This is a genomic window from Arthrobacter sp. zg-Y820, from assembly GCF_030142155.1.
In the GTDB taxonomy this organism is placed as follows: Bacteria; Actinomycetota; Actinomycetes; order Actinomycetales; family Micrococcaceae; genus Arthrobacter_B.
Genome location: NZ_CP126247.1, coordinates 1,271,975 through 1,297,342 on the forward strand (window position 1 = coordinate 1,271,975; position 25,368 = coordinate 1,297,342).

The 25,368-nt window shown below is 67.4% G+C and carries 24 protein-coding genes; 17 read left to right on the forward strand and 7 right to left on the reverse strand.

Annotated elements, in window-relative coordinates; translation table 11 throughout:
* Nucleotides 1-108 precede the first annotated feature (108 nt).
* The gene (gene hflX / locus QNO08_RS05685; protein ID WP_229967653.1) at nucleotides 109-1,677 is read left to right on the forward strand and encodes a GTPase HflX; all 1,569 of its coding nucleotides are present in this window, start codon (nucleotides 109-111) and stop codon (nucleotides 1,675-1,677) included.
* The gene (locus tag QNO08_RS05690) at nucleotides 1,670-3,718 is read left to right on the forward strand and encodes an ATP-dependent DNA helicase (RefSeq protein ID WP_229967655.1); all 2,049 of its coding nucleotides are present in this window, start codon (nucleotides 1,670-1,672) and stop codon (nucleotides 3,716-3,718) included. The genes hflX and QNO08_RS05690 overlap by 8 nt, the downstream gene beginning before the upstream one ends.
* A 144-nt stretch (nucleotides 3,719-3,862) precedes the next feature.
* Here the strand turns inward: QNO08_RS05690 and lexA are convergent, their stop codons facing one another.
* On the reverse strand, nucleotides 3,863-4,684 hold the full coding sequence (lexA, locus tag QNO08_RS05695; RefSeq protein WP_442860541.1) for a transcriptional repressor LexA: 822 nt from the start codon (nucleotides 4,682-4,684) through the stop codon (nucleotides 3,863-3,865).
* 406 nt (nucleotides 4,685-5,090) lie between these two features.
* On the opposite strand from lexA, the gene QNO08_RS05700 reads away from it, so the two are divergent.
* The 8 genes from QNO08_RS05700 (at nucleotide 5,091) to QNO08_RS05735 (ending at nucleotide 11,406) form a co-directional block, all read left to right on the forward strand.
* Complete coding sequence (locus QNO08_RS05700) at nucleotides 5,091-5,549, forward strand: LysM peptidoglycan-binding domain-containing protein (RefSeq protein WP_229967657.1); 459 nt, start codon at nucleotides 5,091-5,093, stop codon at nucleotides 5,547-5,549.
* Between the two features lie 201 nt (nucleotides 5,550-5,750).
* Nucleotides 5,751-6,860 (forward strand): histidinol-phosphate transaminase, encoded by a 1,110-nt coding sequence (locus QNO08_RS05705; protein WP_229967659.1) that lies wholly within the window; start codon nucleotides 5,751-5,753, stop codon nucleotides 6,858-6,860.
* Between the two features lie 123 nt (nucleotides 6,861-6,983).
* On the forward strand, nucleotides 6,984-7,601 hold the full coding sequence (gene hisB, locus QNO08_RS05710; RefSeq protein WP_229967661.1) for an imidazoleglycerol-phosphate dehydratase HisB: 618 nt from the start codon (nucleotides 6,984-6,986) through the stop codon (nucleotides 7,599-7,601).
* A complete protein-coding gene (hisH, locus tag QNO08_RS05715; protein WP_229967663.1) occupies nucleotides 7,598-8,236 on the forward strand; it encodes an imidazole glycerol phosphate synthase subunit HisH in 639 nt (212 codons plus the stop codon). The genes hisB and hisH overlap by 4 nt, the downstream gene beginning before the upstream one ends.
* A gap of 4 nt (nucleotides 8,237-8,240) precedes the next feature.
* The gene (locus QNO08_RS05720; protein WP_229967665.1) at nucleotides 8,241-8,399 is read left to right on the forward strand and encodes a CG2302 family histidine operon protein; all 159 of its coding nucleotides are present in this window, start codon (nucleotides 8,241-8,243) and stop codon (nucleotides 8,397-8,399) included.
* A gap of 69 nt (nucleotides 8,400-8,468) precedes the next feature.
* Nucleotides 8,469-9,218 (forward strand): bifunctional 1-(5-phosphoribosyl)-5-((5-phosphoribosylamino)methylideneamino)imidazole-4-carboxamide isomerase/phosphoribosylanthranilate isomerase PriA, encoded by a 750-nt coding sequence (priA, locus tag QNO08_RS05725; RefSeq protein ID WP_229967667.1) that lies wholly within the window; start codon nucleotides 8,469-8,471, stop codon nucleotides 9,216-9,218.
* Nucleotides 9,219-9,222: 4 nt separating this feature from the next.
* Nucleotides 9,223-10,071: an SseB family protein gene (locus QNO08_RS05730; protein ID WP_229967669.1), complete on the forward strand. Its 849-nt coding sequence runs from the start codon at nucleotides 9,223-9,225 to the stop codon at nucleotides 10,069-10,071.
* Between the two features lie 36 nt (nucleotides 10,072-10,107).
* Nucleotides 10,108-11,406 (forward strand): MFS transporter, encoded by a 1,299-nt coding sequence (locus tag QNO08_RS05735; RefSeq protein WP_229967671.1) that lies wholly within the window; start codon nucleotides 10,108-10,110, stop codon nucleotides 11,404-11,406.
* Between the two features lie 80 nt (nucleotides 11,407-11,486).
* On the opposite strand, the gene QNO08_RS05740 is transcribed toward QNO08_RS05735, so the two are convergent.
* Nucleotides 11,487-12,200 (reverse strand): DnaJ family domain-containing protein, encoded by a 714-nt coding sequence (locus tag QNO08_RS05740; protein ID WP_229967674.1) that lies wholly within the window; start codon nucleotides 12,198-12,200, stop codon nucleotides 11,487-11,489.
* 147 nt (nucleotides 12,201-12,347) lie between these two features.
* Complete coding sequence (locus tag QNO08_RS05745; RefSeq protein WP_229967676.1) at nucleotides 12,348-12,776, reverse strand: DUF1844 domain-containing protein; 429 nt, start codon at nucleotides 12,774-12,776, stop codon at nucleotides 12,348-12,350.
* Nucleotides 12,777-13,158: 382 nt separating this feature from the next.
* On the opposite strand from QNO08_RS05745, the gene infC reads away from it, so the two are divergent.
* From infC to QNO08_RS05765, 4 genes are all read left to right on the forward strand, one after another.
* Nucleotides 13,159-14,154: a translation initiation factor IF-3 gene (gene infC / locus QNO08_RS05750; protein ID WP_229967678.1), complete on the forward strand. Its 996-nt coding sequence runs from the start codon at nucleotides 13,159-13,161 to the stop codon at nucleotides 14,152-14,154.
* Between the two features lie 112 nt (nucleotides 14,155-14,266).
* Nucleotides 14,267-14,461: a 50S ribosomal protein L35 gene (gene rpmI / locus QNO08_RS05755; protein ID WP_104055427.1), complete on the forward strand. Its 195-nt coding sequence runs from the start codon at nucleotides 14,267-14,269 to the stop codon at nucleotides 14,459-14,461.
* 124 nt (nucleotides 14,462-14,585) lie between these two features.
* On the forward strand, nucleotides 14,586-15,233 hold the full coding sequence (gene rplT, locus QNO08_RS05760; protein WP_229967679.1) for a 50S ribosomal protein L20, sunset domain variant: 648 nt from the start codon (nucleotides 14,586-14,588) through the stop codon (nucleotides 15,231-15,233).
* 20 nt (nucleotides 15,234-15,253) lie between these two features.
* Nucleotides 15,254-16,207 carry a TrmH family RNA methyltransferase gene (locus QNO08_RS05765; RefSeq protein WP_442860542.1) on the forward strand — a complete coding sequence of 318 codons (954 nt, stop codon included), beginning with the start codon at nucleotides 15,254-15,256 and terminating at the stop codon, nucleotides 16,205-16,207.
* 272 nt (nucleotides 16,208-16,479) lie between these two features.
* Here the strand turns inward: QNO08_RS05765 and QNO08_RS05770 are convergent, their stop codons facing one another.
* Nucleotides 16,480-17,709 (reverse strand): MFS transporter, encoded by a 1,230-nt coding sequence (locus tag QNO08_RS05770; RefSeq protein ID WP_229967683.1) that lies wholly within the window; start codon nucleotides 17,707-17,709, stop codon nucleotides 16,480-16,482.
* Between the two features lie 282 nt (nucleotides 17,710-17,991).
* Between QNO08_RS05770 and QNO08_RS05775 the strand changes: the two genes are divergently transcribed.
* Nucleotides 17,992-18,357, forward strand: coding sequence for a (deoxy)nucleoside triphosphate pyrophosphohydrolase (locus tag QNO08_RS05775; RefSeq protein WP_229967739.1), 366 nt, complete (start codon nucleotides 17,992-17,994; stop codon nucleotides 18,355-18,357).
* 150 nt (nucleotides 18,358-18,507) lie between these two features.
* On the opposite strand, the gene QNO08_RS05780 is transcribed toward QNO08_RS05775, so the two are convergent.
* Nucleotides 18,508-19,569 (reverse strand): Rv2578c family radical SAM protein, encoded by a 1,062-nt coding sequence (locus QNO08_RS05780; protein WP_229967685.1) that lies wholly within the window; start codon nucleotides 19,567-19,569, stop codon nucleotides 18,508-18,510.
* 93 nt (nucleotides 19,570-19,662) lie between these two features.
* Nucleotides 19,663-20,169, reverse strand: coding sequence for a hypothetical protein (locus QNO08_RS05785; protein WP_229967687.1), 507 nt, complete (start codon nucleotides 20,167-20,169; stop codon nucleotides 19,663-19,665).
* A gap of 317 nt (nucleotides 20,170-20,486) precedes the next feature.
* Between QNO08_RS05785 and pheS the strand changes: the two genes are divergently transcribed.
* Entirely contained in the window at nucleotides 20,487-21,569 is a 1,083-nt protein-coding gene (gene pheS / locus QNO08_RS05790; RefSeq protein ID WP_229967689.1) for a phenylalanine--tRNA ligase subunit alpha, read from the forward strand.
* Nucleotides 21,570-24,113, forward strand: coding sequence for a phenylalanine--tRNA ligase subunit beta (gene pheT, locus QNO08_RS05795; RefSeq protein ID WP_229967691.1), 2,544 nt, complete (start codon nucleotides 21,570-21,572; stop codon nucleotides 24,111-24,113). It begins immediately after the preceding gene.
* Nucleotides 24,114-24,271: 158 nt separating this feature from the next.
* On the opposite strand, the gene QNO08_RS05800 is transcribed toward pheT, so the two are convergent.
* Nucleotides 24,272-24,658, reverse strand: coding sequence for a hypothetical protein (locus QNO08_RS05800; protein ID WP_229967693.1), 387 nt, complete (start codon nucleotides 24,656-24,658; stop codon nucleotides 24,272-24,274).
* Between the last annotated feature and the right edge of the window lie 710 nt (nucleotides 24,659-25,368).

Sequence of the window (25,368 nt, forward strand, 5' to 3'; positions counted from 1 at the left end):
TTAGTGGGTCTGCGGCAGGCAGCGAAAACCGGATGCACCGGCGAAAGATCACGCGCCCAAATGTCCGTGCACTGACTTACCATGGAGAACACGGCTTATAAGGAGATTATGACGATCAACAATTCCCGCCCTGGCACGTCCGATTCCGCCCAGCCCAACACGGAGCTGAGCCCGGAGGACATCCAGGGGGTCATTGACAGGATCCTCGCCAAGGAGAGCGCCGCTGAGGCCAAAGCGCCCGCCGGCGAGGCCCGGCGCGGCAGGGCACAGGCTCTGTCCCGGGACGTCGGGCATTCCACGCACGACGGCGACCAGGAAGACCTGGCCGACCGCCACGCACTGCGGCGCGTGGCCGGCCTGTCGACCGAACTCGAGGACGTTACCGAGGTTGAATACCGGCAGCTGCGCCTGGAGCGCGTGGTGCTGGCCGGCCTGTGGAGCGAGGGAACGGCGGAGGACGCCGAAAACTCGCTGCAGGAGCTGGCGGCACTGGCCGAGACGGCGGGCTCCGAGGTGCTCGACGGCATCATCCAGCGCCGGCTGAAGCCGGATCCGGGGACGTTCCTGGGTTCGGGCAAGGCCCAGGAGCTCAAGGACATCGTCGCCGCCACCGGCGCCGACACTGTCATTGTCGACAGCGAACTTGCACCGTCGCAGCGCCGCGGCCTTGAAGACATCGTCAAGGTCAAGGTCATCGACCGCACGGCGCTGATCCTGGACATCTTCGCCCAGCACGCCAAGTCCCGCGAGGGCAAGGCCCAGGTGGAGCTGGCACAGCTCGAATACCTGCTGCCGCGCCTGCGCGGCTGGGGCGAATCCATGTCCCGCCAGGCCGGCGGCCAGGTGGGCAGCGCCAGCGCCGGCATGGGCTCACGCGGTCCCGGTGAAACCAAGATCGAACTGGACCGCCGGAAGATCCGCACCCGGATGGCCAAACTGCGCCGCGAAATTGCGGCCATGAAGCCCGCCCGGGAAACCAAGCGCGCCAACCGGCACCGCAACCAGGTTCCCTCGGTGGCCATCGCCGGCTACACCAACGCCGGCAAGTCCTCGCTGCTCAACCGGCTCACCGATGCCGGAGTCCTGGTGGAGAACGCCCTGTTCGCCACCCTGGACCCGACCATCCGCAAGGCACAAACCGAAGACGGCATCGGGTACACGCTCGCCGACACCGTCGGCTTTGTGCGGTCCCTGCCGACCCAGCTGGTGGAAGCCTTCCGGTCCACCCTGGAGGAAGTCGCGGATGCTGACCTGATCCTCCATGTGGTGGACGCCTCGCATCCGGATCCCGAGGGCCAGATCGCCGCAGTGCGCACGGTGCTGACGGATGTGGACGCCCGCAAGGTGCCCGAGATCATCGTGCTGAACAAGGCCGATGCCGCGGATCCGTTTGTGCTGGAACGGCTCCGGCAAAAGGAGCGGCGCCACGTGGTGGTGTCCGCCCGGACCGGCGAAGGCATCGACGAGCTGATGCAGGCCATCTCCGAGGGCATTCCCCGCCCCGGGGTGGATCTGCAGCTGCTGGTTCCGTACGAGCGCGGCGAGATCGTCTCCCGGCTGCACAGCTCGGACACCGAAATCCTGTCGGTGGAGCACTCCGAAGCAGGCACCCGCCTGCACGTGATGGTCCGCGAGGGCCTGGCCGCTGAACTGGAGCCGTTCGTCACCCATGAGTAAAGACACCACCGGCGAAGTCCTGGAACTGCTGGACACCGCCGTCGCTGGCATGGGCGGACAAAACCGCCCGGGCCAGCATGAAATGGCCCGCCAGGTCACGCACGCGATCGACGAGAAACAGCATCTGCTGGTTCAGGCGGGCACCGGCACCGGCAAGTCGCTGGCCTACCTGGTGCCGCTGATTCATCATGCGCTGGAAAGCACCAAGCCCACGCTGGTCTCCACTGCCACACTGGCGCTGCAGTCCCAGATCGTGGGCCGCGACCTGCCGCGGCTGCTCAAGACGCTCAAGCCCAACCTGCCGCGCGAGGTCGACGTCGCGCTGCTCAAGGGCCGCAGCAACTACGTCTGCCTGCACAAAACCGGCGGGGGATTTCCGGAAGAGGAGGACCCCGCCGGCGCCCTGTTCACCATGGGAGAGGACCGCGCGGTGGGACATCCGGCACCGGCACCCACCTCGGCGATGGGACGCGAGGTGGTGCGGCTGCGCGAATGGGCCGAGGAAACCGACACCGGCGACCGCGACGACCTGATTCCGGGAGTCAGCGACAAATCCTGGCGCCAGGTCTCGGTGACCTCGATGGAGTGCCTGGGCGCGCAGAAATGCCCCGTGGCCGCCGAATGCTTCAGCGAGCGCGCACGCGCCCAGGCGGCTGTGGCCGACGTCGTCATCACCAACCACGCCATGCTCGCCATCGCGGCCTTCGAAGGGCTGGCCGTGCTGCCGGACTATGACGTGGTGGTCATCGATGAAGCCCACGAGCTGCAGGACCGGGTGACCGGCGCGGTCACCGGACAGTTGTCCGGAACCGTGATCTCCGCAGCGGTGACTGCCGCCCGCAAGCACACCTCCGCTTCCGTGGAGGAACTGGCCCAAGCGTCCCGAGCCTTTGAGAAATCTATGGAGAACGTGCCCTCGGGCCTGCTCGCCGCCGGATTGAACGAGGAGCAGGAGCAGGCAGTGGGCCGGGTCCGGGAAGCCTGCCGGGTGGCGCTCTCCGACTCCAAGCCCGAGCCCGGGGAAACCGCCGACGGCGGACGCCAGACCGCGCGGTCGCGGCTGATGGCCGTGCTGTCGCTCTGTGAGCGGCTGCTGGGTGCTCCCTCGGCCGGTGAGGTGATCTGGGCTTCGCGGCCCAGCTCCTTCTCGCCGTCGGGCGGCTACTCGCCCCCGGATGAGACCGCTCCCGCCACCCTGAACGTGGCCCCGCTGTCGGTCGCCGGCCGGCTGCGTGAAGGGCTGTTCGACGGCCACACCGTGGTCCTGACCTCGGCGACCCTTGCCATCGGATCCGAATTTGGCCCTGTGGCCGGCGCTCTGGGGCTCCTGGGGCCGGGCGCGCCGTCGTGGACGGGGACCGACGTCGGCAGTCCGTTCGACTATCCGCGGCAGGGCGTGCTGTACGTGGCGAAGGACCTGCCCAAGCCCGAGCGCGGCACCTCGGAGGCGCAGCTGGATGAAATCGAGGCGCTTCTGAAGGCCTCGAACGGCGGAGCACTGGGACTGTTCTCCTCGCGCCGGGCGGCCGAGGAGGCCGCCGACGCGATGCGCACCCGGGTGGATTTCCCGATCCTGTGCCAGGGGGAGTCCTCGATGTCCTCGCTCGTCAAGCAGTTCTCCGAGGAACCCGACACCTGCCTGTTTGGCACCATGTCGCTGTGGCAGGGCGTTGACGTGCCGGGTGCCGCCTGCAGGCTGGTGCTGATTGACCGCATACCGTTCCCGCGTCCGGATGACCCGCTGATGACCGCGCGCACCCGCGCAGTGGCCAAGGCCGGCGGCAACGGCTTCATGTCAGTTGCCGCGACCCACGCGGCCGTCCGGCTGGCGCAGGGTGCCGGCCGTCTGATCCGTGCCGCGGGGGACCGCGGTGTGGTGGCCATCCTGGACTCCCGCTTGGCCACGGCCCGCTACGGCAGCTTCCTGAAGGCAGCCCTGCCGCCGTTCTGGTCCACGACTGACCGCTCTGTGGTGCTCTCGGTCCTGGGACGGCTCGCCGAGCAGTCGGCGGCTGCGGAGAAGGCCCCTGCGCGGAAGTAGCGCCGGCACCACTGAACGGAAAGGGCGGTCGGAGATAACTCCGACCGCCCTTTCCGCGTTACTCCACCCGTTATCCGCTCCAGCCCTCGCGGGAGAGCACCCGTGGAATCCCGCCCCGGGGACCGCTGCTGTGTGCGGGGCCCGCTAGAGCGAGCGCATCACCGAGACAACCTTGCCCATGATGACTGCATGGTCGCCCACGATGGGCTCATAGCGCGTGTTCTGCGGCAGCAGCCAGGTGTGGCCGTTGCGCTGCCGGAAGGTCTTGACCGTGGCTTCGTCATCCAGCAGGGCGGCAACGATGTCGCCGTTCTCAGCCGTGGGCTGCCGGCGGACAACCACCCAGTCACCGTCGCAAATCGCGGCGTCGACCATGGAGTCGCCCGAGACCCTGAGCATGAACAGGTCTCCGTGACCCACCAGCTGGCGGGGCAGCGGCATGATGTCCTCGACAACCTGTTCAGCGAGGATCGGACCGCCGGCGGCGATGCGGCCCACCAGCGGCACCATGGCCGTGTCAACGGAGGTCGACAGCTCGGTGACCGTGGCCATTCCGGCAGCCGAGCCTGCTTTGTCGCCGGCGCCGTCTTCGCCGGTGCGGGAGCCGGCGGCTGCCGGCGCAGACTCGGCCGGGGAACCGGCTGAGTCCTCGCCCGGAGCGACGGCCTTCCCGTCCCGCAGCATTAGCGGAATCAGGATTTCCATGGCGCGGGGGCGCTTGGGGTCGCGGCGGATGTAGCCGAGCTTCTCCAGCTGCATGAGCTGATGGGTCACGCTGGAAAGGCTTGCCAGCCCCACGGTGTCTCCGATTTCCCGCATGGTGGGCGGATAACCGTTGGTGCTGACGGAACGCTGGATCATCTCCAGGACGGTCTTCTGCCGCGGAGTCAGACCTTTCGCACGCGCACGGGAGCCGGTTGCCGCTGGCTGGTTGGTGCTGTCTTCGGAAGCAGTCCTGCGGGCCACGTGGGGTTCCCTTCGGGGTCAGCTGGTCCGGTCGGTGCCGGAGCTGGTCGGGTGAATGTCGGGGTTGGAACGCTGTGCAAGCCGTGCCGGCGGTTATGTCAGAGGCAGCTGATTCAGTGGTCCTGTACGAACCGCTGCGGAGCCCGCGCTCCGGCTTCGGTCCGGACGGAACCGGATGAACCTCTTCCTCATGCTCAACGCTAGGCGAGCGGAGCAACGTTTTCAAACATTTGTTCGAGCGAGTCTCGACTTTGTTAGTAGATAGGTGCTAGAAATGAGTTCACAAGAATCGAACATACTTTCGATGATGGCAGCGCGCCGGAGTCCAAAGATGTCTGATAGCTTCCAATCGTTCGAATATGGCTTCGGTTATTTCCTGCGGCCATCGAACCGGAAAGGTGCTGAAATGCCCGCCCAGATACACCTGTCAAACCCCATCTCACGTTTCATCTCCGCCCCGGCCCGACCTCAGCTGACGGCCGCCCGGGCCTCAGCGCCGAGGCCCGTTGCCGGGTCCACCAATCCGGCCGCTGTGCCGGTGCCCGCCGAGCGGCGGCAACTGCGGCTGACGCGCCGCGGCCGGCTGGTATTTATCGGCCTTCCCCTGATGCTGACCGCGGCTGCCGCACTCACGGTCCTGGGATTCTTCACGGCTCCCGCCATGGCCTCCTCGGGCGGGGCGCCCGACGTTACGCAGACCGTGCAGGTGAGCGTCGGTGCCGGTGATTCTTTGTGGGCCTTGGCCGAGGAATTTGCTCCCGACCGCGATCCCCGCGATGTGGTCGCGGAGATCATGGAGCTGAACAACCTTTCCGATGACCGGGTTCCGGTCGGCGTGCAGCTGTTCATTCCCACCCAGCGCTGAGGCGCCACGGCGCTGCACAAACACAAACGGTGCAATCGCAAGTTGATGTGCCGGCGGCGCGGCGCAATGACACACGGCGCTATCCCAAGCGGCGCAATCACACACGGCGCCATTACAAACAGCGCAACTCGGGGCGTAACAACCCGCCTGCCCGGCCGGAGGGATTCTTCCCGCCCCGCCTTCGAGTCTTAAGCTGTACAGGTGACTGAACAGCTGGAAAGACTGAACCGACTTCCCCTGCGCGAGGATCTCCGAGGACTGACACCCTACGGTGCGCCGCAGCTGGACGTGCCCATCCTGCTCAACGTCAACGAGAACACCCACGGGCTGCCCGACCAGGTGCGGAAGGCGATCGTAGCTTCCGTTGAGCGGGCGGTGGCCGGACTGAACCGTTATCCGGACCGGGAATTCACTGAACTTCGCGAGCGGCTTGCCGGCTATCTCGGCCACGGACTGAGCCCGGAGAACATCTGGGCCGGCAACGGCTCCAACGAGGTCCTGCAACAGATCCTCCAGGCCTTCGGCGGCCCGGGCCGGACCGCCATGAGCTTCCCGCCCACCTATTCCATGTATCCGCTGCTGGCCAGCGGCACCGGCACCCGCTATGTCACGGGCGTCCGCAGCGGCGATTTCACGCTGACCCCGGAAGCCGCAGCGGAACAGGTCCGCGAGCAGGCCCCGAATATCGTCTTCCTCTGCACGCCGAACAACCCCACCGGCACTGCGCTGCCGCTCGAGGTGGTGGAAGCCGTGTACGAGGCGGGCGCCGCGTCACAGGCCATAGTGATTGTGGACGAGGCCTACGGGGAGTTCTTCCACGCCGGCACCCCCAGCGCCCTGCAGCTGCTGCCCGGCCGCGAACGGCTGATCATCTCCCGCACCATGAGCAAGGCCTTCGCGCTGGCCGGAGCCCGGGTCGGCTACATGGCCGCGGCACCCGAAGTCACCGACGCCCTGCGCCTCGTGCGGCTGCCCTACCACCTCTCGGCCATCACGCAGGCCACTGCCAATGCCGCACTGGAACACGCGGAAGCGCTGCTGGCCAACGTCGAAGCCATCAAGGTCCAGCGGGACCGCATTGTCGCCGAGCTGCTCAGCCTGGGCCTGAAGCCTGCGCCGTCCGACGCCAACTTTGTCTTCTTCGGAGGTGTGGAAAACCCGCACGCACTGTGGGAGGGGCTGCTGGAGGCGGGCGTGCTGGTGCGCGACGTCGGCATCCCCGGCCATCTGCGCGTCACGGCCGGCACCGAAGCGGAAACCAGCGTTTTCCTGGCCCGGCTGCGCGAGCTCCTGGCAGCCGGCATCCGCTAGGCCACAGGCAGCGGCACGGCGGCGGCACCGGCGCCGGCCGGTCCGCGGCCGGCGGAGACCAAGCCGCAGACACCGACAGACACTAAACTGTTAGCAGAGACCACCTTCTTTCAAAGGAAAACCATGACCGTGGAGACCACCACCGGACGCACCGCACGCCTGGAACGGGTGACCAGTGAATCGTCAGTGGTTGTGGAGCTGGACCTGGACGGAACCGGCCAGTCCAACATCAGCACCTCGGTGCCGTTCTACGACCACATGCTGACGGCCCTGGCCAAGCACTCCCTGATCGACCTCACGGTCCAGGCCACGGGTGACACCCACATCGATGTGCACCACACCGTCGAGGACATTGCCATCAGCATCGGTGAGGCGCTCAAGATCGCCCTGGGCAACAAGGCAGGAATCCGCCGCTTCGGCGAGGCCACCATTCCCCTGGACGAGGCCCTGGCCAACGCCGTCGTCGACATCTCCGGGCGGCCCTATCTGGTGCATTCCGGTGAACCGGCGGGGCAGGAATACCACCTGATCGGCGGACACTTCACCGGGTCGCTGACCCGCCACGTCTTCGAGGCCATCACCCTCCACGCCCAGATCTGCCTGCACATGACGGTGCTCGGCGGCCGGGATCCGCACCACATCGTGGAGGCCCAGTTCAAGGCCTTTGCCCGTGCGCTGCGCGCCGCCGTCGAACCCGATCCCCGCGTTGAGGGCATCCCCTCCACGAAGGGTGCCCTGTGACGGCGCGCAACGTGACGGTCCTCGACTACGGGTCCGGGAACATCCGCTCCGCCGTCCGGGCCCTCGAGCACGTCGGCGCCAACGTCACCCTCAGCTCCAAATCCGATGACGTGCTCAACGCCGACGGGCTCCTGGTCCCCGGTGTCGGCGCCTTCGCGGCCGTCATGCAGGGGCTCAAGGAAGTGGACGCCCTGCGCCTGATCGGCCGCCGCGTTGCCGGCGGACGCCCCGTCATGGGCATCTGCGTCGGACTGCAGGTCCTCTTCGACGAGGGCGTGGAACACGGTGTCAGCACCCCCGGAATGGGGGAGTGGCCCGGCGTCGTCGAGCGCCTCAAGGCTGATGTTGTTCCGCACATGGGCTGGAACACCGTCCAGCCGCCGGAGGGCTCACAGCTGTTCGCCGGCATCGAGGATGAACGCTTCTACTTTGTGCACAGCTACGGTGTGCAGAAATGGGACTTCGATGTCACCCAGCCCGCCATGCGCGCACCCCAGGTCACCTGGGCCGAACATGGCAGCCGCTTTGTCGCCGCGGTGGAAAACGGTCCGCTGACAGCCACCCAGTTCCATCCGGAAAAGTCCGGTGATGCCGGTGCGGCATTGCTGGAAAACTGGCTGAAGACGCTGGGCTAGGGCGATGTGGAGTCTTCTTCTCATGGGTCTGGCCGGGCTGCTGATCGGCGGCGCCATCTCCTTCCGCAGCCAGGGCATGTCCAAAATCATCGTCGTTCTCTTCTGGATCCTTGCGGGCATGTCCCTGCTCGGCGCCTACCTCCTGATCGACAGCGGCTCCTGAGCCGCCCGTTCCTGATCCGCCCTCCGGCACCGCATCATCCGGACAAACCTCCCCACGGAAAGCAGAACCATGTCACTTGTTGAAACTCCCGTCCTTGAGCTGCTGCCCGCCGTGGACATCGCAGACGGCCAGGCCGTGCGCCTGGTCCAGGGTGAGGCCGGCAGCGAAACCAGCTACGGCGACCCGCTGGACGCCGCCATGGCCTGGCAGAACGACGGCGCGGCCTGGGTTCACCTCGTGGACCTGGACGCAGCCTTCGGCCGCGGCTCCAACCTCCCGCTGCTCAAGCGCGTGGTGGAACAGCTGGACATCAAGGTGGAGCTCTCCGGCGGCATCCGCGACGACGCCTCCCTGGACATGGCCTTGGAGCTGGGAGCCAGCCGCGTCAACCTGGGCACCGCAGCCCTGGAAAACCCGGAATGGACCGCCAGTGCGATCGCCCGCTACGGCGAGGCCATCGCCGTCGGACTCGACGTGCGGGGCACCACGCTGGCCGCCCGCGGCTGGACCAAGGACGGCGGAGACCTCTGGGAGGTCCTGGCCCGCCTCGAGGACGCCGGCTGCCCGCGGTATGTGGTCACCGACGTCACCAAGGACGGCACGCTGCGCGGGCCCAACCTGGAACTGCTGCGCGAGGTCCTCACGCGCACGGAACGGCCCGTTGTCGCCTCCGGCGGGATCTCGTCCCTGGATGACCTGGCCGCCCTGCGGGAGCTCGTGCCGCTGGGTCTGGAAGGCACGATCGTGGGCAAGGCCCTCTACGCCGGGGCCTTCACGCTGCCGCAGGCGTTCGACATCGCCGGGCATCCGGAGCGCTAGAGCCATGGCTGAGCGCGCCCTTCCCGGCCACATAGCGGCCGCCCTCGCAGGGGCCGGGGGACCCGCCGATTCCGCGGGGCAGTCCTGGTCCGGCCGGGACCTCTCCGGCGAGGGCAACCCGCTGCACAATTTCGACGCCGACGACGGCAGCCCCGACGCCGGATACCTCGCCGCCCTGGCCGCACTGGAAGCCGGCACCGGCTCCGAAGCGCAGGTGGTGGCTGCCCTGGCCACCGCCCGCGTGTTCGTGCCCATCGTCGCCACCCTCGGTGCCGAGGCGCAGTCCGAACATGGACTGACCGCTGACAAAGAGGCCGACATGGCCCTGGTGACGCTGACCGCCCCGGACGGACGCAAGGCGCTGCCGGTGTTCACCTCGGTGCCGGCGCTGGCGCAGTGGCATCCGCAGGCGCGGCCGGTTGCGGTGTATGCCGCCCGCGCCGCCCTGTCCGCCGTCTCCGAGGAAGCGCAGCTGCTGGTGGTGGATCCCGGTGCGGACATCACCTTCGTGGTGCGCCGCCCGGCCATGTGGGCGCTGGCGCAGCAGCGGACCTGGACGCCGTCGTACGCCGACCAGGAAGTCGCGCAGGCCGTGTCCGCCGCGGTCGACGTCGAACCCGCAGTGACGGGGGTCCAGCTGGCGCCGGGACCGGGAACGGTGACACGGTCGGCACGCGGGACGGTGGTGGCCGGAGGCGGCGCCGGTCCTGAGCTTAGAATGGTTCTTCACCTGGCACCGGGACTGGATGCGCAGGCGGTGCAGGGCATCGCCGGATTGCTGCAGCAGCGGCTGGCTGCCGATCCGTTATTCGTTGAGCGTGTGGATTCCCTGGAACTCAAAATCACGCGCTGACCTTGCTGGGCGGTGGACCGCCGGAAGTGAAGTGCCGTGAATTTTTCCGCCTACGGGGAGCTGCTCCGCGTTGCCCCGATCCGCCGGCTGCTCCTGGTCGGAATGATCGCCCGTTTTCCGCATTCCGCCGCCGGCGTGCTGCTGACCCTGCACGTGGTCCTGACCATGGACATGGGCTACGCCAAGGCCGGTGCCGTTGCCGCCGTCGTCACCGTGGGCATCGCCTTTGGCGCCCCCTGGCGCGGCCGCCGGGTGGACAATGTCGGCCTGCGCCGCGCCCTGATTCCCTCGGTGATTTCCGAGGCCGTCATCTGGTCCATTGCCCCGCACGCCAGCTATGAATGGCTGCTGGTGCTGGCGCTGGTCGGCGGGGTGTTCACGCTTCCGGTCTTTAGCGTGGTCCGGCAGTCGCTGGGCGTACTGGCAACGGGGGACCAGCGGCGGACAGCCTTCGCCCTGGACTCCATTGCCACCGAAGTCGTTTTCATGGGCGGACCGGCGCTGGGCGCCGTCCTGGCCACCTCGGTTTCCTCAGTGGTCGGGCTGACCCTGGTGGGCATCACGACGTCGCTCGCCGGGCTGCTGCTGATCTGGTTCAATCCGCCGACCCGGTCCGAAAACCCGCGGACCGCAGCGACCGCCGTCCAGGAGCGCGAGGCAGCCAACGCCGCCGTCGTCGCGGCCGCACCGGCGCACCTGTCCGAAGCCTCGGCGGAACTGCAGCCGCTGGCGGCGCTGAGCCGCGGAGCCCGCCTGCGCGCGGGGTTCTCCTGGTTCACGCTGAGCGTGGCCGTGGTGTTTGCGGTCGCGGTGGGGGTGGGCCTGCTGCTGTCCAGCTCGGACGTCGGCATGGTGGCCCTGGTGGAATCCACCGGCGAACCCGGGCAGGTGGGGATCGTTTTCGCCGCCTGGTGTGCCGCCTCGGTGGTGGGTGGCCTGGTCTACGGAGCCATGCACCGGCGCGCCTCGCCCATGCTGCTGTTGCTGGCGATGGCAGTGCTGACCCTGCCCATGGCCCTGGCCACGGACACCATCAGCCTGGCCCTGCTGTCCATTCCCGCCGGCCTGCTGTGCGCCCCGGTGCTGTCCTCCGCCTCGGAACGGGTGGCTGACCTGGTGTCCGAGGAACGCCGCGGCGAGGCGATGGGCTGGTACGGCTCCGCCCTGACCTCAGGCACTGCGCTCGGCGCCCCGCTGGCCGGTGCGGCGATTGACGTCATCGGTCCGTGGGCCGGATTCATCTTTGCTGGGGGCGCCGCGTCGCTGCTGGTTGCGGGAACGTTCGGCGTACGGAAGTTCAGCCGGCGCGGACAGCGCCTGCTGCGTCAGGAGTAGCCTGCCGCGGCCGGTTCACAGCCGACAGCCGACAGCCAACCGACAGCCGGCCGCCAACAGCCAGCCGGCCGGACAGTCGGTTACTCCCGGTGGCGCGGATGCCCCGGGGATCCCGGGGATCCCGGCCGCAAGCGCGGCAGCCGGCGGCGCAGCCGGTGCAGCCAGCCCGGCGGATTAGCTCCGCCGCGCACCGCCGGCCGCTGTGCTGCGGCGTCCTTCGTGCCGGCCCCGGGTTGCTTCGTGCCTGCGTTCCCCGGGGCGGTTGCGGGCAGGCCCCGGCGCTGCCGCCAGCCCCGCACCTCGTCCTCAACGTTCCGGATTCCGGTGACCACCGGCGGGCCGCCCAGCAGTTGGCGGCGGGCCTCAATCACCCGGGCATTGAAGTCGTCGACGGCGTCGCGCACTTGGCGCTCGGACGGCAACCGGTCCAGCCGCGGTTCGAACTCCTTGTCCTCCACCCGGAGCAACAGCGCGGGCGGACCCAATCCCGAGAGGTTCTCCCGTCGGATCAGCCGTTTGATCCACCAGTCCGGATCCGGGTCGGCCAGGTCGGGGATCGGCTTCCCGGCGTAGCTGAGGTTGTCAAAGTCGCCACGGTTCATCGCGTCCCGGATGAGGTAGTCGGCCTTGGCTTCGGCGCTGATCTTCCGGCGCTTTTCCGCCAGCTCTGCTTCTTCAGCCCCGGCCAGGCCCTCGGGCAGCTTGTAGCCGGCATCCTCCGGTGTCCCCGCCGCCTTGAGCCGGGCCGCCCTCTCCAGCCTCTTCTTGTACGCTTCGGCCCCGCTGCCGCCCATGCGAGTTCGTCCCTTCCGCTCAACGTTTGCTCAGCGTCCCGTACAGGTTACGCAGCCGGGCGGGCAGAAAAAAGCCCGGGGAGTCTGCCGCAACCGGCAGGCTCCCCGGGCCGGGGTGCTGACTAAAAATGGAAAAGACGTGCTGCGTTAGTTGACGGGGCCGGTGAACTTCTCGCCCGGGCCCTTGCCCGGCGCGTCCTGGATGTCGGACGCCTCACGGAAGGCAAGCTGCAGTGAGCGCAGGCCGTCGCGCAACGGGCCGGCGTGCTGGCTGCCGATCTCGGGAGCCGCTGCGGTGACGAATCCGGCCAGGGCGGTGATCAGCTTGCGGGCCTCGTCCAGGTCCTTCAGCTCCTCGGCGTCGTCGCCGTCGGCCAGGCCGCACTTGACGGCTGCGGCGCTCATCAGGTGCACGGCGGCAGTGGTGATGACTTCAATGGCGGGGACCTCGGCAATGTCACGCATCTGCGCAGCCACTTCCTGCTCTTCAGCGGAAGGGGCCTGCACCTCTTCCGTGGTGCCGGGGAAGGAATGGCGGGTGTGCTCGGCCGCCGGGTTGCTCTGTGGGGTACTCATACTGGTAAGCTTGTCACAGACCAACTGGTTGTCGTTACTTTCAGTGCCCTTCACGGAGCGTTGAATGTTTCACATCAGCCAGTATGCAAGCGGAGAATCCTCCCACCCGCGTCAGCCTGAATCTTCAGTCCATGTGCCCCAGGGCGCCTGTGCAGAAGACAGAGTTGCCGGGTACGGTCGGCCCCCGGTGGCGGGTCCAGGTTTACCTGGTCCAGCCGATCCGGGAGGTTGCTGCTGATGCAGCTCCCGCCGACCCCTCGAGGCCTCCGATTGCGCGTGCAATTGGGGGCCTTCTTCAGTTGCAGGCGGTAGCCGTTTTGGATACAACAGGAGCTGCAACATTAGCGAGCCAAGAATCAATGATCGAATCCGCGTCCCTGAGGTGCGGCTGGTAGGACCGGCTGGAGAGCAAGTTGGGGTTGTCCGTATCGAAGACGCCCTGCGTCTGGCAGCCGAATCCGACCTGGATCTTGTTGAGGTGGCACCGCAGGCGAAGCCTCCGGTGTGCAAACTAATGGACTTCGGCAAGTACAAGTACGAAGCCGCTGTCAAGGCCCGTGAGGCACGCAAGAACCAGACGAACACCGTCCTGAAGGAAATCCGGTTCCGTCTGAAGATTGACACTCACGACTACGAAACCAAGCGCGGCCATGCCATGCGCTTCCTTGCAGCCGGTGACAAGGTCAAGGCCATGATCCAGTTCCGCGGCCGCGAACAGCAGCGTCCGGAAATGGGCATGAAGCTGCTGAACAAGTTCGCAGCCGACGTCGCCGAGGTGGGCATGGTGGAATCCACGCCCCGCATCGACGGCCGCAACATGGTCATGGTCATTGGACCGCTGAAGAACAAGGCGGAAGCCAAGGCCGAAGCACGGCGCGCGTCGCAGCGTGCCGATGCCAAGGCAGCCAACGAAGCCGTCAAGAACGGCGAGGCCCCCGCCCGGGTGGACACCTCCGCTGAGAACAAGGCGCCCCTGACGCAGAGCCTGGCAGATCTTCTGCCGGACGGCCTGCGGCTCGGTTCCTCCGCTGCCGAGGCTGACAAGGCCCGTGCAGAGAAGGAAAAGGCTGACAAGGAAATGGCCGAAAAGCGGGCGCAGGCTGCAGCCGAAAAGGCAGCAGCCGACGCACGACGCGCGGAAGAGGCTGCCAAGGCTCCGGCTCCGGCGCCGGTTGCAGAGGCTCCCGCCGCTGCGGCTCCCGTTGAGTCCAAGCCCGCTCCGGCCCCCAAGCCGGCTGCAGTGCCCAAGCCCACGGCCATGAAGCCGGCGCCGAAGCCCGCTGCCCGGCCGAAGCCTGCTGCTGCTTCCAAACCTGCTGGCAAGGCTGCTCCTTCACGGGGCGCAGCAAGCCAGAACAAGCCCGGAACTGCGGAGTAAGACTCAGCTTTTCCCCGCAGGACGTCCCGGCGTCCAGTAAACCCCTGGCACTGCAAAGTGCCCAAAGCCCCGCAGGCCCCGGCCGGCGGAAACCCAAAGGAGATCGGTAGTCATGCCGAAGATGAAGACCCACAGTGGCGCCAAGAAGCGCTTCAAGCTGACCGGAACCGGCAAGCTCAAGCGCCAGCAGGCCAACCGCCGCCACTACCTCGAGCACAAGCCGTCCACGCTGACGCGCCGCCTCGCCAGTGACAAGCTTGTTGCCCCGGCAGACGCCAAGGTCATCAAGAAGATGCTGGGCATCTAGTCTTTCCCCCTCGACAGGCGGCCCGTTCGGGCCACCGTCACACCACCAAGCTTTTCCGGGCCTGAGTTGCAGGCCGAGCGCCTCACAGCAGGTGCACGGAAGATTTATCTAAAGGAGTACGCACGTGGCACGTGTGAAGCGGGCGGTAAACGCCCACAAGAAGCGTCGGGTTATTCTCGAGCGCGCCAAGGGTTACCGCGGACAGCGTTCACGCCTGGTCCGCAAGGCCAAAGAGCAGCTGCTGCACTCGTTTGTGTACAGCTACGGCGACCGCCGCAAGCGCAAGGGTGACTTCCGTCGCCTGTGGATCCAGCGCATCAACGCTGCATCCCGCGCCAACGGCCTGACCTACAACCGCCTGATCCAGGGCCTGAAGGCTGCCGAGATCCAGGTTGACCGCCGCATGCTGGCCGAACTGGCCGTCAACGACGCCGCCGCGTTCGCCACGCTGGTGCAGATCGCCAAGAACGCCCTGCCGTCCGACACCTCCGCTCCGGCCGTTGCCGCTGCTCCGGCTGCAAAGGCTGCTCCGGTTGCCTCCAAGCCGGCCGCTGCTGTTGCCGACGCTCAGGGTGGCTTCAAGGCTTCCGAGGGCGACGCCCCCGAAGGCTTTGTCATCAAGGGCAACCTGGGCTCCGGCAAGTACCACGTTCCGGGTTCCACCTGGTACGAGCAGACCGTAGCCGAGTACTGGTTCAACTCCGTCGAAGCCGCCAAGGCTGCCGGACTGGAGCCTGCTGGCGGAGAATCCCGCCAGAAGTTCCAGGGCTAGAAATCGGTTATTAGCCGATCATGAACACTGTTGGGCGCCCGCCGGCTCCGCTTATGTCCAATCCCCGAGCAGATCGGGTCAGGGATGTAGCGAAGCTGGCCGGGCGCCCGGCGCGTTTAAAAACCGGACGGTTCGTGGCCGAAGGGCCCCAGGCCGTCCGTGAGGCTCTGCTGAGCCACCGCGCCGACGCCTCCGCCGGCGGGTCCGGCGTCGTCCTCGAAGTTTTCGCCACCGAGGCCTGCCTGGACCGGCTGCCCGAGCTGGCGGAGCTTTCCGCCGACGTGCCGCTGCGCCTGGCCACCGACGAAGTCATTGCCGCCATGGCCACCACCATTTCGCCCCAGGGCGTCGTGGCCGTGTGCCGGATCACCGATTACGCCCTGGATGATGTGCTGGCCGCCGGAGCCAAGCTCATCGCGGTGCTGTGCGAAGTCCGCGATCCCGGCAATGCCGGAACCATTCTGCGCGCCGCAGATTCCGCCGGTGCCGACGCCGTCGTGCTGACCGCGTCCAGCGTTGACATCCACAATCCCAAGGCCGTGCGTTCCACCGCCGGCTCCCTGTTTCATCTGCCGGTCGTCACCGGCGTCAGTTTCGACTTCCTGATGGCCGCCTGCCGCGCCCACGGACTCACCGTCCTGGCCGCCGACGGCTACGGGAACGTGGACCTTGACAAGCTCCAGGACGAAAGCTCCGTCCGCCGCCTGGCGCCGGCGCTTCCGGACGCACCGGCCACCGGAGAAGCGGCCGACGACGGCGCCCCCGAAGCCGCCGCGGCCGTGTCCTCCCAGCCCCGGCTGGAAAATCCCACCGCCTGGCTCTTCGGCAACGAAGCCCAGGGCCTCACCTCCGAGCAGCTGGCCGACGCCGACTACCGCGTGGCCGTCCCGGTGTACGGGCGCGCCGAAAGTCTCAACGTGGGCACTGCCGCCACCGTGTGCCTCTACGCGTCAGCCCGCGCCCAGAACCGCTAGCCGGCCGACGCCGGCGGGCGCGCCTGAAAGTGCTAAGCACGTCAGGTCACTGCTGCTGGGCGAATCGGCCACGGCGTCCGATGTCCGCGCCATCGAAGAAGCCATCCGCTCCGACGGCACGCGCATCATTCACCTCAAGACCCTGCACCTGGGCCCCGAGGAACTGCTGGTCGCGGCCAAGATCTCGGTGGGTGAAGGCGAGACCGGTGAGCAGATCGCCAAGCCATCAACGAAGCCGAGAAGCGGATCCGCTCGGCCGAACCCAATGCGGATTATTTACTTGGAACCGGATGTGTATGCGCCGCGGACGGAGCAGGCGCCTGCGGACTCTTCCGGTCCAGCCAGCCGCTAAGCAGTGCGATGCCCAGTCCCAACAGGGCCAGGACGGCGCCGACGACGGCGGGCGAGCGGTAGCCCCACCCCCAGGCAATGACCAGGCCGCCCAGCAATGCTCCCAGCGCGTTGGCCATGTTCAGTGCCGAGTGGTTCAGGGATGAGGCCAGGGACTGGGCTCCCGGGGCGGCGTCGAGCAGTCGGGTCTGGAGCGGCGGGACCAGCATCGAGCCGATCGCTCCGACCAGGAAGACCAGTGCCAATGCGCCTGTCTTGTACTGCACAAGCCAGGCGTAGGCCGCCAGGATGACCGCTGTCCCCAGCAGGATTCCGTAGATGCTGCCCATGACGCTGCGGTCGGCCAGCCGGCCGCCGATGATGTTTCCCGCCACCTGGCCCAGGCCGTAGAGGCCAACAATGAGGGGCAGGAGCGAGGCATCGAAACCTGCGACATTGGTCATTGTGGGGGAGATGTAGGCATAGACGGCGAAGAAACCGCCGAACCCCACGGTGCCCACCAGCAGGGCAAGCCAGACCTGGATCCGGCGCAGGGCGCTTAGCTCGCGCCGGATGCTCGCCTCCGGGTGCGTCGCTTGATGCGGAACGTACCGGGCCACCAGCGCCACCGTGAGGACCCCGATGGCGGAAACCATGACAAACATCCACCGCCAGCCGGCCTGCTGTCCGAGCCAGGTGGCAAAGGGAACCCCGACGACATTGGCGATGCTCAGCCCCAGCATCACCATGGAAATCGCCCGTGCCCGGCGGGTCGGTGCGACCAGCGATGCGGCGATCACGGCGGCAACCCCAAAGAACGCGCCGTGCGGCAGCCCGGACAGGAACCGGGTGGCCAGCAGCCAGTTGTAGTCCGGCGCAAAGAACGACGACAGGTTGCCGACGCTGAACAGCACCATCAGTCCCAGAGCGAGCGTCTTGCGGGGTATCCGCGCGCCCAGGGCGGCGAGGATCGGAGCGCCGACCACCACGCCCACCGCGTAGGCGGAGATGACGTGTCCGCCGGCCGGAACGGAGATGCCCAGATCGAGCACCATCTCCTGGAGCAGGCCCATGATGGCGAACTCGGTGGTGCCGATGGCAAATCCGCCGGCAGCGAGGGCAAAAATGGCCAGTGATGCCCGCCTGGCCTGAAGCGCGGGTGTTAACGACATAAAACTCTCTCAGAACAAAAAACGGATCCTGGCGGCGGCCGCCGCGGTCAGCCGGGCGAATCCGCGGTCAGCCGGATCCTGATGGGATCCCGGTGGGGTGCTGGTGCGGGAGAGTCGGCGGAGTGTCCGAAGCGGGAAACCGCCCGGGCTGCGGTCGACCCGCTACAGCGCTGTGAATCCAGTTTAGTTCAGCGCTGCCCGTAGACTCGATCCGTGTCTAACGGAGAACTGAAGCAAGTAGTCGGCGCCGCCCTCGTGGACAGCCTCGCCGCGCCCACCAAGATGCTCGCGGCCCGGCGCACGGCACCGGAGCAGTTTGCCGGGATGTGGGAGTTTCCCGGTGGAAAAGTGGAAGCCGGGGAAAGCTGCGAAGAAGGCCTGCACCGGGAGCTCCGGGAGGAGCTCGGTGTCGGCGTTCGGCTCGGTGCGGAAATCAACGGCCCGGGTGCCCAGGGGTGGCCGCTCAATGAGAAGGCCGCCATGCGGGTTTGGCTCGCCGAGATCACCGAAGGGGCTCCGTCCCCGCTCGAAGACCATGACGAGCTTCGCTGGGTTGCGCTTGATCCGCGGGAGCTCGGCGCCCTGGCCTGGATCCCCGCCGACCTGCCCATCGTCACCGCCATGCTCGACGCAGCCCGCCGGCGGTAAGCGCGCGCAACCCCTGCCGCAGAGATATCTTTGACCGGGTTGGGGCTCGCGGTTCCTTGCGCGAATCAATGCCAACCTCGTTGACCTCCCGACGCCGGTGCCGGCTTCGGCGCAGGCAGCCGGGCACGCGCCGTCCATTCCGGATTCCCCTTAGAAGAGGGTTGCCGCCTGCCCGCCCTGAGTCGCCGGCACCGTACTGTCCTGAACGGTTTCCAGCGGATCGGCGCCCGTCCCGGCCGCGGGTCTGCGCAGCGGCATGAACTGCCCGTTGGCGGTGAAACCGTGCTTCCTTTTGAAGAAGTTCACCCGTCCCGCCAGCCATTGCCGGTATTCCTTGGAGGCATACGTGCCGCCGCCGTACAGCCGCGCATACTTTCCGGCCAGATGGGGGTAATCGCGGCTGATGAAGCCCAGATACCACTCCCGGGCACCGGGCCGCAGATGGAGCGCTCCGGCCGTCACGCCGGTGGCGCCGGCGGCGGCAAGTGCGGCAAAGAGCGCGTCCAGCGACTCGTCTCCGTCGGTGAGCCACGGCAGGATGGGCATGGCCATCACCGAGCACGGCAGTCCGGCCTCCCGCAGCCGGCTGATCAGCTCCAGCCGCGCCCTGGGGGCGGGCGTTCCGGGTTCCACCCGTTGCGCCAGCTCCGGATCCAGCAGTGCCAGCGAGATGCCCATGCCGATTTCGGTGTCCTGCCCGGCTCTCTTGAGCAGCGGAATGTCCCGGGCCAGCAGCGTGCCCTTGGTCAGGATGGAAAACGGGGTTCCGGAATCTGCCAGCGCCCTGATGATGTCCGGCATCAGCCGGTACCGGCCTTCGGCCCGCTGGTAGGGGTCCGTGTTGGTGCCCATCGCCACGTGTTCGCGGCGCCAGGACGGGCGGGCCAGCTCCCGCCGCAGCACCTCCGCCACGTTGGTTTTGACCACCAGCTGGCTGTCGAAGTCCAGGCCGCTGTCCATCTCCAGATACGTGTGCGTCTTCCGCGCAAAACAATAGACGCAGGCATGGCTGCAGCCGCGGTACGGATTGATGGTCCAATCGAACGGCATGCCGGAGGTCTTGCCCACCTTGTTCAGGGCGGATTTGCAGAGCACCTCATGGAAGGTGATACCGGCAAACTCGGGTGTCTTCACGCTGCGCACCACGCCCTGCAGGGCCAGGAGGGCATCTTCGGCGCCGGCGGCCTTGGGTTCCTGCGCTTGCCATCTCATGCCGACCATTAGAACACATGTTCTAATCCGGGCGGTAGGCGGGGTCGCCCTTTCCCCCATCCGCGAGATGGCACAAAGTGCTCTTCCCAGCCCTCAAAACCTACACTTTCTGCCATTTCGGCGGGGGCGGGGGCGTCGCAGGGGGTTGGGTGTGCGGGAGGGAGCGGGAGGGACGGTGCGGCGGTAGCCGCCGTCGTCCAGTCCCGCCAGCCGCTCAAATATATTGCCCGACGCCGGATCGCCGTGCCGCAGTTTGGAGACCCCCGCTGCCAGGAAGTACAGCGGAAGAAACGCCAGCCCCAGTCCCGCGTACTGGCTGCTGTGCCGGGCCTCGTGCCGCAGCAGGGGACTGGAACCCGGGCCGCCGGTGCCGGGCCGAAACAACGGGGCCGCCCGGGAGCGGTACAAAACTACGTTGCCCACGGTGAAGGCAGCGGCCTTCGGCAGCGTCCAGGACCAGCCTTCGGCCAGCACCAGCCCGTCGGGGCCGCGACAGATTCGGCAGCGTCCGGCCCGGGCTAGGGCAAGCCCGGCCGGCGTGGTCAGGTTGACGACGTTCAGCAGCCGGCGCAGCCGAACGAACGCCGACGGTGCGGGCAACGGTGGGGCTGATATCCGAGCGGTTGACGGTGTAACTGACCGTGCAGCTGACCATGCAGCTGACCATGCGGTTGCCCGTGCAGCCGACCGTGCACCGGAAAAAACGGATGGTTGGCGGATGTTCACGCTGCCAGTGTAGGAGCCCAGCCGGAGCCCGTCACCGGCGGACACCGCCTCCGTCATCCCGGTGCTGCCATGTCCGGGTCGCATGCCGGGTTGGTTAGACTGGAAGCTACGGGCATTTTCCCTCGTTTTTTCACGACCAACGCCCATCAAAACGTCCATCAACAGGGCCGGAAATAGGTAAAGAACTGTACATGTCGAACTCCATACCGGGGACGCACTCCCCAGACACCGCCCCCGAGCCGCCCAACCCGCTGGATGAAGCGGCAGTCTCTGCCGCCGTCGACTCCGCGCTCGCCGCCATCGCCGCCGCAGTGGATCTGGACGCCCTCAAGGACGTCCGCATCGCCGTCGCCGGCGACAAGTCGCCGCTGAGCCTGGCCAACCGCACCATCGGCTCCCTTCCCAAGGACCAGAAGTCTGCCGCCGGCAAGCTTGTCGGGCCGGCACGCGGACGCATCAATGCCGCGCTCGCCGCCCGCACCGTCGAGCTGGAAGCCGAGCGCGACGCACGGATCCTGGTCGAAGAGGCCGTTGACGTCACCGCCGCTCCGCGCCGCCGCCGCATGGGCGGACGCCATCCGCTCTCCACCCTGCAGGACCGGGTCAGCGACATCTTCGTGGGGATGGGCTGGGAGATCGCCGAAGGCCCCGAGGTTGAATCCGAGTGGTTCAACTTCGACGCGCTGAACTTCAAGCCGGACCACCCGGCCCGTGAAATGCAGGACACGTTCTTTGTCGAGCCGCCCGAGGCCCACCTGGTGATGCGCACGCACACCTCGCCGGTCCAGGTGCGCTCCATGCTTGAACGGGACCTGCCGATCTACGTGCTCTGCCCGGGCAAGGTCTTCCGCACCGATGAGCTGGACGCCACGCACACCCCGGTGTTCCACCAGTTCGAGGGCCTGGCCATCGACAAGGGTCTGACCATGGCCGACCTGGTCGGCACCCTGGAACACTTCACCCGCGTGCTGTTCGGCGACGAGGCCAAGGTTCGGCTGCGCCCGAACTACTTCCCGTTCACCGAGCCCAGCGCCGAGCTGGACATCTGGCATCCGGGCGCCAAGGGCGGCCCGCGCTGGATCGAGTGGGGCGGCTGCGGCATGGTCAATCCGAACGTGCTCCGCGCGGCCGGCATTGACCCCGAGGTCTATTCAGGTTTTGCCTTCGGCATGGGTATTGAGCGCGCACTGATGTTCCGCAACGAAGTGGGGGACATGCGCGACATGATCGAGGGCGATGTACGTTTCAGCGAACACTTCGGGATGGAGATCTAAGTGAGAATCCCACTTTCCTGGCTGCGCGAGTATGCCCAGGTTCCGGCGGAAGCAACCGCCGAAGACGTCATGGCGGAACTGGTCCGGGTAGGGCTGGAGGAGGAGGACGTCCACCGTCCCACCGACGAGCTCTCGGGCCCCGTTGTTGTCGGCCAGGTGCTCTCCATGGAGCCCGAGCCGCAGAAGAACGGCAAGACCATCAACTGGTGCACCGTCCGCGTGGTGCCCGAGGGCGCCGAGCAGACACTCACCGGCGACGGCATCGATCCCTCCGGCGTGCAGGGCATCGTCTGCGGTGCGCATAACTTCACGGTCGGGGACAAGGTGGTTGTCACCCTGCCCGGCGCCGTGCTGCCCGGAGACTTCCGGATCAGCCCGCGCAAGACCTACGGCCACGTCTCCGCCGGCATGATTGCCTCGGTCCGCGAACTGGGCATCGGAGAAGACCACGACGGCATCCTGGTCCTCTCCCGCCTGGGCCTGGATCCGGAGATCGGCACCGACGCCCTGGACCTGCTCGGCCTGTACGACGAAGCAGCGGAAATCAACGTCACGCCGGACCGCGGCTACGTGTTCTCCATCCGCGGCGCTGCCCGCGAGTACGCCCACGCCACCGGAACAAAGTTCACCGACCCGGCCGCCGCCGTCGTCGTCCCCGCTGCTGACGGCAACGGTTACGGCGTGCGCCTAGAAGACGGCGCGCCGATCTACGGCAAGGCCGGCTGCGACCGCTTTGTGGCCCGCACCGTCCGCGGCGTGGACCCCACCCGCCCGACTCCGCCGTGGATGGCCTCCCGGCTGCGCCTGGCCGGAATGCGCTCGATCTCCCTGATCGTGGACATCTCCAACTACGTGATGCTCGAACTGGGCCAGCCGCTGCACTTCTACGACCTGGACAAGCTGTCCGGCGACATTGTGGTGCGCCGTGCGGCTGAAGGGGAAACCCTGAAGACCCTGGACGAGAAGGTCCGCACCCTCGATCCCGAGGACCTGCTCATCACCGACGACTCCGGCGTGATCGGCATTGCCGGCGTCATGGGCGGTGCCACAACCGAGGTCTCGGACACGACCAGCAACATCCTGATCGAGGCCGCGCACTTCGAGGAAGTCAGCATCGGCCGCTCCCGCCGCCGGCACCGCCTGCCCTCCGAAGCGTCCAAGCGCTTCGAGCGCGGCGTGGACTGGAACGTCGCCGACGTCGCCGCCCAGCGCGCCGTCGATCTGCTGACCGAGCTGGCCGGCGGCACCGCCGATCCCTCGGTGACCGACGTCGGCACCAAGCCCGAAGCCAAGGCCATCGAGCTGCCCGCGGACTTCGCGTCCAAGCTGATCGGCTACGACTTCAGCGAGACCCAGATCACCGGCACCCTCACCGATCTGGGTGCCGAAGTGGCCAGGACGGCTGCCGGCTACTCTGTGACGCCGCCGAGCTGGCGCCCGGACCTGGAGACGCGTGAGGACCTCACCGAGGAAATCATCCGCCTGGTCGGCTACGAGCACATTCCGTCCACCCTGCCCACGGCTCCTCCCGGCCGCGGCCTGACCCGGATCCAGCAGCAGCGCCGCCGCCTGCAGCAGGCGCTCGCCGCCGCCGGCCTGACCGAGGTGCTGTCCTATCCGTTCGTCACCCAGGACGACAACAACACCTTCGGAACGCCCGACGCCGGCACCTCGCCTGCTGCGGTCAAGCTGGCTAACCCGCTCAGCGCCGAGTTCGGCTACCTGCGCACCTCGGTGCTGCCGGGCCTGTTTGAGGTGGCCAAGCGGAACCTCTCGCGCGGCTTCCGCGACCTGGCGCTGTTCGAAGCCGGATCGGTCTTCCTGCCCGGTGAGCAGCTGGGCACCGCAACGATTCCGCCGCTGGGCGTCCGTCCCTCCGAGGAAGTCCTCGATGCCCTGTACGAGGGAGTTCCGGACCAGCCGCTGCATGTAGGCGTGCTGTTCACCGGCCACGAGTCGCAGCCGGGCGCCGGCCATGCGCCGCGCGCCTGGGACTGGGCCGACGCCGTCGACACCGCCCGCCTGATGGGCGACGTGCTCGGCGTGGAACTGGTGGTCAGCCAGGGCGAGCACCAGGCCTTCCATCCCGGACGCACCGCCAAGCTCTCGCTGCGCAGCGGCGAAACCGTGGGCTACGCCGGCGAACTGCACCCCAAGCTGCTCGCAGCCCGGGACATGCCGGCCCGCAGCGTGGCTCTGGAACTCGACGTCGACGCACTGTTCGACGCCGCGCCCGAAGTTATCGTGGCCCGGGAGATTTCCTCGTTCCCGGCCACCACGCAGGACGTTGCCCTGGTAGTGGAGGCGGGCATTCCCGCGGAAACGGTCCTGGAGACCCTGCGCGAAGGCGCCGGGGAACTGCTGGAAGACATTTCGCTGTTTGATGTGTACTCCGGCAAGGGCATCGAAGACGGCCACAAGTCCTTGGCCTTCGCCCTGCGTTTCCGGGCTCCGGACCGGACCCTGACGGCCGATGAGGCCTCAGAGTCCCGGGCCGCCGCCGTCGCGCTGGCCGCGGAACGGTTTGGTGCCGTCCAGCGCTAACCGCTGCAAACCAGGGGGTTTTCCCCGGAAGGGCTCTGTTGGATGACCTCCAGCAGAGCCCTTTTCCATGTGTTGGCCCGTTAATCGGGCTGTCCGGGAGCTCGGCTGCCCCGGAAGGAGAATTGCTCTTTCTGCCGGACGGTCTTTGTCACGGCCAGCTAACGGCCGCCCTTGGCAATGTAGTCCGGCCCGTCGTAGTGCAGGTTCAGCGTGCTGATAACACCGTCACCGAAAGTGAAGAACTCCGCAAAGCGAACCGTCCCGCCGGGCATATCGGCGTCGTACAGCACCGCGGATCCCGCATTGTCATGGACATCGCTTATAAAATCGATGCCCCGCACAGTCCCTATGAAGCCGGTGACTCCCTGCAGGAAATGCTCCGTGGCGTCAGGGAGGTGGCCTGCCAGGGACCCGGTGAAATCGAGTCGGCCTGACAAAAGTCCGCGGAGGTCCCTGCCGTCGCCGAACGCCTCCGGACCGGCGGTCAGGACCCGGTAATACTCCTGCAGCACAGGCGGGGCAGAAGGCGAGAGATTACCTGTCATGGTTACTCCTTTGGTTCCGGGGGGACTGCCGGCAGGTCTGCAGTGAACGACACTTCCGCCGCCGCATGCCCCGAATGATAATCCGCAGCAGGGGCAATGGGTAGACGACGGCGCCTAGTTCCTGCTGGCCCCGGTGCTGCCGCCAGGACCGCCGTTTCTGGCCCGCCGCTTTGGGCGCCGGACACACCTCCTACACTGACCCCGGCTGTTTTGCCGTGGTGCACGCCGCCCTGCAAAGCGTTCCGAAGGTGGTTCTGCTGCTGCCGTCAGAGGACCGAGAAGCTGCGCTGGTTGAACTGAGGCAACGGTCGCTGGCTTCGAAGGGGACCGAATGGATCAGCTCCGGTCACGATTTCCTTGCTGAATGGCTGGACGATGCAGGTATGCGATCCCTCGCGACCGAAACCGTCATTACGGCCGGCAGTCACCCGGATGAAACAGCCGCGCAGGTCGCAGTCGGGTGCGCACCGGGCGCCCAGGACTCACCCCGCCGGTCAACCGGCTATTCAACAGGCCTCCCTGACGGCCCCGAGGTCCAGGGGTTTTAGCAGTGAGGACAGCCCCTGTTGATTGGACTCAGCGCAGAAGTGTTTCATAGTCCACATCGAAAATGCCCGCCTCAACGGTGAGGTCCAAGGCACCGCTGAGCTGCCACTGCCAGCTGGCACCGGGGGACGGCAACCACCGGGGGTCAGCCGGATCCGCCGATA